A 9,048-nucleotide genomic window follows, 5' to 3' on the forward strand; every position below is an offset into this window, starting at 1 on the left:
GTGGCGCCTCCCCTGGTGCGGGTCCAGGCTCAGGAACGTCCCCGTCTTCGGGTCCATGTACCGCGCCTGCAGCTGGTACAGCTCCGTCGTCCGGTCAAAGCGCTCTCCCGCGTACTGGTAGTCGTTCTCCGTCACGCCCGTGCGCGACGTCGTCTCCCCCCAGGCGTCGTACGTCCAGCGGTCCGTCACCTGTCCCGACTCGTTCGCCAGCATCCGTACCGAGCCGTGGCCGTCGTCTGTGGTTACATACGCTACCGTTTGTCTCCCTGGAGTTGCGAACTCTATCTATTGTCAAGTTACCGTAATTTAAGATTGAGCATAGATATAAGCAATTGGCTGCTGTATTATACCCTGATGCTGAGCAGTTTCATGAGTACTCCCTGCGTTCCAACGTTGGCGTTGGTATTCCTTCTCTGAAAGATAAATCTTTTACTACGTTGCCTAATAGGGTCCTTTCCTCATCAGTGGGATCATCAAAATATACTTCCCAAAATGTATTTTTTCCAGCCTCGAAAATCAATTTATGTGTTATTGTTATATAGTTATCCCTGTCTTGCACCCAATAATATCCATCCAAGTTTCCTGAAACGATTTCAAAGCCATCAGCGTCATAAATTGTCGGGGCCCCTTCATTATTTAAAACTCTATAAGACGTCTTACTACTTTCAAAATCAAGGTATAATTCAATGACCAGATAAATTTTCCCCTTGGTTAATTGTTTTGAAGATGACGTCGGGCCAAATATTGAGCTAAAGGGATAGCATTTAAATGTTCTAGAATACTTTACCAGCACAGTATCCCCTCCTGATAACAGACTGAAGCAAGAATTTAATGGTTACTGCGTCACTCTGAGTCCAGAAAATCGAATAACCTAAATATGTTCTGGCGCTCCTTTCTTCGCCCCTGCCCCGCGCGGCCCCCGATCTCACGCCTACCGCCTACATAGGGGAGGACCGTTGCGCCGAGAAAACAAAAAACGTGAAACAAACCCATTGGAGGGCCGCTTCGCGCCTGTGTTCGGAGGATATTCGTTCAGAGGGTCTGCATTGGGCGCGTCGCCGCCAAATGTTAAACGAGTCCAACCTTATGCCTCAAAACACACTTCTTTTTAAACTGTTTCAGTAAAATATGAACAAGTGTTTTATGACAATAGGTAGTTCTGCTGGAATTCTATAAAAGAAAAGAGGAGCGAGGAAAACAATATGGAAAAATTTGTCTTCTTCCCTTATAATCATCTAATCATCAGGTAATGACGCACGAGATTGCAAGAGCGAAAAAATCGGGCGATTGAAAAGAGGCGTTTTATTTTGAGTCCAGAGATATCAACAGGTTGGTGTGCCCTGTCTTCAACGGCTCCGGTACGCGTAAACTGGAGAGGCTGTGCCGCATTTGAAGATCATGTAGACAACCTATGACCAAAAGAACTTTTTCGCAGGCGTTGCGCCGCGGTTTGGGCAGCGCAATTGTCACATTGAAAAATGTCGAGAATAAAGCAGCGTATAGAGACATACTCCTGCGCTGTTGTTTGCGTGACATTTCATACGACTGGCAATCGGAAGGAACGAGAGGGTATTATCTATACGAGGCCCTCTTGACGTCCAGGGAACCGGAATATTACGAGGAGGCAATCATAGAAAAATTTTTTTCGCGCTGCTCCGACGGTTTGTTTTATCAACTGTCGGCGATTCTATATCGTTTTGCGTATGACGGAAGTGAGGATGCCACGAAGGCCTTACGTTCCAAATACGACTATTTCGCGTCGAAACAGGGGCGGCTCAGAGATATCCCGTACATGCATGAGGGCGAACAATGGGATGATGTTGTTTGTCAGCTCATGTACTTAGATGGTTTTTCTGCGTTCAAACGCTACGCGGAAGACGTCGGCAGGATCCTTCTGCGCGATCCCGGTAACGAGGTCATATATGGCGGATGGTTTGAAATTAGGGCCAGAGACACTTTCGGAGAAAAGAGGATCACCGCATTCTTCGAGAGAAATTACGAACGCTCGGCAGCCGTCAGGGCGCTTGCGGATACATTGAAGGCCAGGATCGAGTCAGAAGAGTCTGCCAATGCTCGGGACAGACAAGAGAATTTGACTGTTGGCGATCTACGGCAAATTGCGGCGCAATCTGTAGCCAGTGGATGTCCGCGGCCTCGTGAAATACTTAGACACAGGCGTGCGTTTTTTTTAAACGCATCCGACTCCAAAGTCTTGGATCTGGCAGATGCGATTTCCCATGAAGAGGAGGAATCGATAAAAGGTCTGTTGTTGGCAATGTTTTGGGACAGATCATTTCCGCTGGATATCTCTTTGCTCATGGACTACGCTCAGTCTGAAAACGAACTGCTGGCAAGTAGCGCAATAGATTGCCTGAAAAGGATCAGGAATCGAAAATTGCATGATCTGGCATTTCAGCTGTTAAAGAGGAAGGGCTTGAGCTCCTTTGCGCTTGCTCTGTTGAAAAAGAACTATAACAAAGCTGACGATACCCTCATTGCCGAACTGATCGGAAAACTGACCGTCATCCCGCATCACGTCCAAATGGATATTGGGGCTATATACACCTGTCACCGTTCTGCGGACGCGCTTCCCATTCTCCTTCGAGTGTATCAAAAAGGCGACTGTGCATTTTGCAGACACTATATTGTAAAAGCCATGCACCATTGCGGGGTTTTGCCGGATACAATCCTTGAGGAGTGCCTGTATGATTCTTATGATGAAACAAGGGATTTTGTAAAACGGTTAATAAAACGCCACTCGAGCCATTCGGGGGCAACAACATGATAAATTTTTAGGTCAGATAACTATTTTGACCAAAGAAAAACTTTGCTGTTTCAAGTGCTTCCTGAAAACTGTATCCCTGTCCAGAGATAAGATCATGTAACTCTCGCTTCTTAGCTGGATCGTTAAGTTGGAGCCGTTTTGCAATATCTCTTGCTTGTTTGTTTTGGACTTTATTATTACCAGGAGTACTTTTTCCACACCCATTATGCACCAGCACGCCGCCGGCGACGAAGTAGGAGTGGAAGCCCTCGACGTCGAGGTTGTAGACGGGGATGGTAGACGGGGATGGAGGAGTCCAGCTTCTTCAGCTTCAGGCCCGTTACAACCCCCGCATCCCCGGAGAGTGCCCGGATCGCGTCCCCAACCGCCAGGTCGCCCGCAGCAACCCAGCCCCTGCGTGCAGCAGCTCGCCGTTCTCCAGGACAAATACTTCCTTGACGACCTTCAGCGCCAGCTCGCCGGTCTCGACGTTGTACGACCACACCCGATCCCCGGACCGGGCCTCGTCGATGCGCTTGAACCCCGCCTCCGTCGCGAGTCTGTCACAGACATTCTATTCCATTGTCAAGTTACCGAAGCTGCTTAAAGCGCTCGCTTTACCTGCTCACGTTCTCCAGGCGTTTGAGCGTATCCGTTCCCTTTATCCTCTCGTTCACCTGCGCATAATCAATGGCCCGCTTGCCCTCATGATCCTTCAGGTCAACATTTGCGCCAGCATCGATCAGCGTTTCGACGATACCAGGAGAGTTCCACCTTGCAGCAAGCATCAACGCCGTCATACCATCTTCGCCCTTTGCGTTCATGTCGGATCCGGCATCTAACAATATGTTAATAGTCTCAGAAGCCATACTCTTTATTGCAGCATACATCAGTACGGTCAGACCGTTATGATCCCTCGCGTCAATATCTGCACCAGCTTTTATCAAAGTAGAGAGAATTGCAGTCTTTCTATTACATAACACAGCATACATCAGCATTGTTCGGCCGTGTTCATTCCTTGCATTAACATTCGCTCCAGTTTTGACCAACAGTGCAATGATCTCATAGCTCGCATTCCATCCTATGGCATACTCCAGCACCGTCATATCGCATGCGTCCTTTGCGTTAACGTCTGCTCCAGCCTGAAGCAGGGCATCGATGACATCGAGATCTCTGCACCACTGTACTGCCATCATTAGTACCGTCGTACCATCCTGGTCTTTTGCATTGACATCGGCCCCCCTATTGATGTCATCGCGAACCTGTTGAACAGACCCGAAGCAACGAATTTCTCCTGAACTCATCATTCCACTCGGCATTCAATACCCTTTATATCGTTTCAGAAAATTCACTACCGTCATTTTATTTATGTTCTCGAGTATTTCATTGTCAGTTTCCCACCATGTATCGCCAAGAAAACAACAACTGTCAACATAATGCCACGGAACAATGGAAGCCAAGATTCCCCACTCATCATCCGAAAGAGCCAGATGGTGTAGATCTATATGGTGCGTTAAGCGTATTGCAAATTCATCATTGAATCTATACATCACATGGAATTCTTCATTTTCCATAAAACTTGACTTGGTCGATAAAAATTTCTGATAAAGCATAGAGCTGGGGATATCACAGGTTTCAATTTCGTCCTCAAACAACTCTCTCAATATTGTTTGTGCAGACATCCCTTCAATAGAGGCTGGGAGCAGCTCTTCCACTGATTCATGAAACAAGCTTATAGCATTCGAGCGAACACTCCCTGGAAATAAAAGTTTATTTCTGACGATAATCCTTGTATACAAATTTCGTTCCCCTCTTAAAGCTGACATGACCTCTAATGCTAAGTTCAGAGATCATGTCAGTTATTAGATTTTGTTTGTCTTCAAACTTAGATCTCGTTCGTAGCTATTAAAATCCTTACCCGATGGATACTTTTTATTATGCACCAGCACGCTGCCGGCGACGAAGTAGGAGTTGAAGTCCTCGACGTCGAGGTTGTAGACGGGGATGGGGGAGTCCAACTTCTCAAGCCTCAGTCCCGTTACAACCCCCGCATCCCCGGAGAGTGCCCGGATCGCGTCCCCAACCGCCAGGTCGCCTGCAGCAACCCAGCCCCTGCGTGCAGCAGCTCGCCGTTCTCCAGGACAAATACTTCCTTGACGACCTTCAGCGCCAGCTCGCCGGCGTTGCGTAAAATTTTATTGTCAAGTTGCAGGGCTTATATCAATTTTATTTGCCTTTTTTTGTTTTATTTATCAATTCCAGCCTGGCCTGTGCGTCAGGGTTCCCCAACCTCGCGGCCTTACGGTACCACTTTATGGCTTCCTCATGATTCTGCTCTACACCCTTTCCCTTCTCATACATCAGGCCGAGATTGCATTGCGCTGTAGCGTCTCCCTGTTCTGCAGCCTTATGATACCATTTTTCCGCTTCTATGTTGTTTTGCTTGACCCCCCAACCTTTACTGTAAAAGAAACCAAGATTGCATTGTGCTGCGGCGTCTCCCTGCTCCGCCGCTCTTCGGTACAGTTCCGCGGCCTTCGCATAGTCCCGAGCCACTCCGCAACCCTGTTCGTACATCAAGCCAAGGTTGAACTCTGCCGAGGCAAGACCTTGTTCGACCGCCTTGCAATACCACTCCACGGCCTTCCCGTAGTCCTGCTTTACCCCCTCGCCTCCGTAATACAATACTCCGAGGTTGTACTGCCCCCAGGCATCTCCCCGCTCCCCTGCTATGCGAAAGCACTCCGCTGCTTTTGCATAATCCTTACCTACTCCATTACCATTCGCATACATAAGACCCAAGTAGCGCGGCGCAGATGCGTCGCCTCCTTCCATTGCCCTGCGAAACCACTCTGCAGCCTGTTTGTAGTTTCGCCTCACTCCATCTCCCTCGTGATACAGCAGCCCAAGCTTGCGCGCAGCCTCCGCATCTCCCTCGTTCGCAGCTTTTCGGTACGATTCAGTGGCGCTTCTGTCCGAACCTTCCTTTCTCAGCATCTTCTTAATGAACTGCATCATTGGAGCCACATCCTTCCCAGAACCCTCGTCAGACTGTCGTATTCCTCCCGCCTCAGCTCCCAGACGGGTTTGAACATACCGGCTCTTTAAATTTTTGTTCTCCTGCGCATAGTCTGCAGCACGTCTGCCATCCGTGTCCCTTATGTCGATATCCGCCCCCGCATCGAGCAGCGTGTCGACAATCCTGGATGTGTTCCACCTCGCGGCCAGCATCAATGCCGTGTGACCCTCTTCATCCCGTGCGTTGACGTCCAGACCGGCATCGAGCAGCGCCTTCACAACATCCGGTTTCCGGCTATTCAACGCAGCCAACATCAATACGGTCGTCCCTGCACTTACGGGGACATCCGTCGTCTTGTTATTGATGATAGCGGCAAAGATATCACCATCTGCCGTGTCCGTTGTCATTGCTGTCGTACTGGCTTCAAGCTTCGCGTTCGCGTTGGCCCCCACCTCAAGCAGGGTTTTCACGATACGAAGGGAGTTCCATCTCGCCGCCATCATCAGCGCCGTCATGCCATCGTTGTTCCTCGCCTCGACATCCATGCCGATATCGACCAATGCTTTGATAATTTTGGGGTTGGGGGCACTATCTGCAGCAACCGTCAGCAGCGTGTCTCCATACGAATCCCTCACGTCGGGATTTGCTCCGGCGTCAAGCAACGTCTTCATGAGGCCGAGCCTGCCCTCTCGTGCCGCAAACACCAGTGCCGTAGAACCGGATCCGTCCCTGGCCTCAATATCCGCACCAGCTTTGAGCAGCACCTCGACGGCTCTGGAGGATCGTGCGTATAGCAGCGGGGTCATGCCAATATTAAAACTCTTCTCTACCTTAGCATTGACGTCAGCTCCCGCTTCAAGCAACGCCTTGATAACACCAGGAGTGCCATTGAATGCAGCAGAGTGCAACGCCATCGCGCCGTCTTTATCCCTCGCATTGACGTCCGCTCCCGCTTCAAGCAGGAGATTGACGACTTCAAGCTCTTTGGAGTTCGCGGCCATCTTCAGCGCTGTATTACCATCCTTATCCCGGGCGTTGACATCCGAACCGGACTGGATCAGGAGGTTGACGATCTCGGCAATTTCCGGCCTTTTGTCTATAAAAAGCCACTGTACTGCCGCCATCAGTACAGTGCTGTCGTTTTCGTCTCTTGCGTGAACGTCTGCGCCCGCTTCAAGTAATACCTTGAGCGCACCAAGGGTGCCGTCTCTTGCAGCATACATCAACGCTGTCTTACCGTATTGATCTCTTGCTTCAATATCCGCACCGGAAAAAAGCAAAATTTTGATAATCTCAGGGGTGCTGTTCATTGCAGCATGCATCAAAGCTGTTTTGTCACGTTTGTCCTTCGCATTGACGTCCGCTCCTGCATGAAGAAGAACTTTGACAATTTCTGGATTTATATTTTTCATCGCGGCCATAATCAAAGCCGTACCACCGTAATTATCCTTCGTCTCAGTATCTGCACTAGCTTGGATTAGCGTGTCGACAACCTTGGGATTTGAATTCCTTGTTGCCGCCAGAATCAGCGAGGTATTGCCATCCTCATCCTTTGCGTTGACATCCGCACCAGCCTGAAGCAGCATGTTAATGATTTCAGGGTCCAAATTTTCTTCTGCGGCTGCCATTAGAGCCGTCCGGTTGTTCTGGTTTTTGGCATCGATACAGATACCTGTCTGAATTGCTTCCCGAACCTGTTGCACAGAACCGTATTTGCAAAGCTCCACAAATTTTTCCGGACTTGTCATGAACAAAATCTCCTCCAAATACCTGCCTGAGCAACTCCATACCCTGACTTCTCAATATAAAAAATAAAGACAGGGTATGAGGTTGAATGACGTTGTTTCTTCAGTCTTGATAAAACTATGCATCTAAAATTAAACTGATCTGGACCACAGGATTCGAAGGAGAATGTTTGCGACTAGAGTTTTCTCTCGAATATCCCTTAAATAACTATTGAGATATTTTTCGGCATTCTTCAGAAAATCCTCCATCAGTCCAGAATGACTCTCATATTTTTTATAAATTTCTGTTAAAGCATTGATGACTTGGTTCTTAAAAGTGGGATCCGTTTTGAGAAGGTTTGTGAAGTGCCCTCCACCAAGCCATCTTGAAAATTTTCCATTTTCAAAACTATCTATAGCGGCATGGATACTACGATGAACCTCTGTTGGAAGTTCTGTTAACGTTTGTTTAGGATCTCCACCCAAGTATTTAGGGATCGAATGATGCTTTGCGTACCCACACCTATTATGCACCAGCACGCCGCCGGCGACGAAGTAGGAGTTGAAGTCCTCGACGTCGAGGTTGTAGACAGAGATCGGTTTGTTCAGCTTCTCAAACTTCAGTCCCGTTACAACCCCCGCATCCCCGGAGAGTGCCTGGATCGCGTCCCCAACCGCCAGGTCTCCTGCCGCTACCCAGCCCCTGCTCACGACGTAGAACGGGTGGCTGGTCGTCGCGTCGACGTCATCGCTGCCAAGCTCGATGTGCAACAGCTCGTCGTTCTCCCGGACGAGGACCTCCTTGACCGCCTTCAGCGCCCTCTCGCCGGTCTATTACGTTATGTCTTTTATCGTGATTCCCGGCAGAGCCGGGAATCACTCAATCAGTTTTAGTCAGAACATTCTTCAATAAGTTTGTCAATTTCTTCACATTGATTAAGATCTGTACACGTAAAGGTCTCTCCATCGCCTTTAAATTTTTCGATATCTATAGAACCATCATCTTGAAACTCGACTTCCCAGCGTTCTCCAGGAATTGCTATTTCTACCATTACACCTACTGGTCGAACTTTGTTGAGCCGATAGTAAATGCTTTTCTCTTCAAGCATGTTAAGAAATCTTATAAACTGCTCCATGATTGCCTCCTTATTTTTTGAAGCGCCCGTCAATCAACAACTTCCAAATGTTCCGCCAGGCTCTCGCTCCAGACTGTGCTTTTTTAAGCACCTCCCTTATCGTCATATCAAGTAGAACTGGATCATCCCAACTTGGACCGCCCGGGGGTCGAAAAGCGTGTCTAATTCTTCCCAGCCTTTCTTTTAAAACCTCCCTTACAGTTTTGTCTAAAAATGCTTTTACTAATGTCAGGTCAATCTCCCTGAGGAGATCGGACATTAAGATATGACCATTAAGGATCGTTTCCAGTGTAATGTAATTGATGACAGACAGAATTACAATTGCTCCCGCACGAGGCACCAGCACCCCCAACGCTGCGTAGAAATTCAATCCCCCCGCGGTGGAGAGGATGCCATGTCCGGCCA

The 9,048-nt window shown here is 48.7% G+C and carries 11 protein-coding genes and 1 pseudogene; 1 reads left to right on the forward strand and 11 read right to left on the reverse strand.

Translation table 11 applies throughout. The features are described from left to right. Both SY1_RS10250 and SY1_RS10255 read right to left on the reverse strand, forming a co-directional pair. Positions 1-213, reverse strand: a 213-nt coding sequence (locus tag SY1_RS10250; RefSeq protein ID WP_208873723.1) for an RHS repeat-associated core domain-containing protein, incomplete at its 3' end; no start/stop codon positions are given. A gap of 154 nt (positions 214-367) precedes the next feature. Then, on the reverse strand, positions 368-793 hold the full coding sequence (locus tag SY1_RS10255; RefSeq protein ID WP_208873725.1) for a hypothetical protein: 426 nt from the start codon (positions 791-793) through the stop codon (positions 368-370). 618 nt (positions 794-1,411) lie between these two features. Between SY1_RS10255 and SY1_RS10260 the strand changes: the two genes are divergently transcribed. Continuing rightward, positions 1,412-2,785: a hypothetical protein gene (locus tag SY1_RS10260; protein WP_015556974.1), complete on the forward strand. Its 1,374-nt coding sequence runs from the start codon at positions 1,412-1,414 to the stop codon at positions 2,783-2,785. Between the two features lie 7 nt (positions 2,786-2,792). Here SY1_RS10260 and SY1_RS10265 read toward each other — a convergent pair whose 3' ends face one another. The 9 genes and pseudogenes from SY1_RS10265 to SY1_RS10305 form a co-directional block, all read right to left on the reverse strand. Further along, on the reverse strand, positions 2,793-3,059 hold the full coding sequence (locus tag SY1_RS10265) for a hypothetical protein (RefSeq protein ID WP_208874046.1): 267 nt from the start codon (positions 3,057-3,059) through the stop codon (positions 2,793-2,795). 45 nt (positions 3,060-3,104) lie between these two features. Further along, entirely contained in the window at positions 3,105-3,269 is a 165-nt protein-coding gene (locus tag SY1_RS10270) for a hypothetical protein (RefSeq protein WP_208873727.1), read from the reverse strand. Between the two features lie 112 nt (positions 3,270-3,381). Continuing rightward, a complete protein-coding gene (locus SY1_RS10275) occupies positions 3,382-4,068 on the reverse strand; it encodes an ankyrin repeat domain-containing protein (RefSeq protein WP_208873729.1) in 687 nt (228 codons plus the stop codon). Positions 4,069-4,083: 15 nt separating this feature from the next. Then, positions 4,084-4,479, reverse strand: coding sequence for a hypothetical protein (locus SY1_RS10280; RefSeq protein WP_208873731.1), 396 nt, complete (start codon positions 4,477-4,479; stop codon positions 4,084-4,086). A gap of 147 nt (positions 4,480-4,626) precedes the next feature. Then, positions 4,627-4,911: a polymorphic toxin-type HINT domain-containing protein gene (locus SY1_RS10285; protein ID WP_208874047.1), complete on the reverse strand. Its 285-nt coding sequence runs from the start codon at positions 4,909-4,911 to the stop codon at positions 4,627-4,629. A 79-nt stretch (positions 4,912-4,990) separates the two neighbouring features. Continuing rightward, positions 4,991-7,549: an ankyrin repeat domain-containing protein gene (locus SY1_RS10290; protein ID WP_208873733.1), complete on the reverse strand. Its 2,559-nt coding sequence runs from the start codon at positions 7,547-7,549 to the stop codon at positions 4,991-4,993. 111 nt (positions 7,550-7,660) lie between these two features. Further along, positions 7,661-8,326 (reverse strand): annotated as a pseudogene (locus SY1_RS10295) (polymorphic toxin-type HINT domain-containing protein); the annotation flags it as partial. A gap of 71 nt (positions 8,327-8,397) precedes the next feature. Further along, positions 8,398-8,616, reverse strand: coding sequence for a hypothetical protein (locus SY1_RS10300; RefSeq protein WP_243440664.1), 219 nt, complete (start codon positions 8,614-8,616; stop codon positions 8,398-8,400). A 37-nt stretch (positions 8,617-8,653) separates the two neighbouring features. After that, positions 8,654-9,048: hypothetical protein (locus tag SY1_RS10305; protein WP_208873737.1), on the reverse strand; the 395-nt coding region annotated here is incomplete at its 5' end.

Source organism: Fretibacterium fastidiosum, from assembly GCF_000210715.1.
GTDB lineage: Bacteria > Synergistota > Synergistia > Synergistales > Aminobacteriaceae > Fretibacterium > Fretibacterium fastidiosum.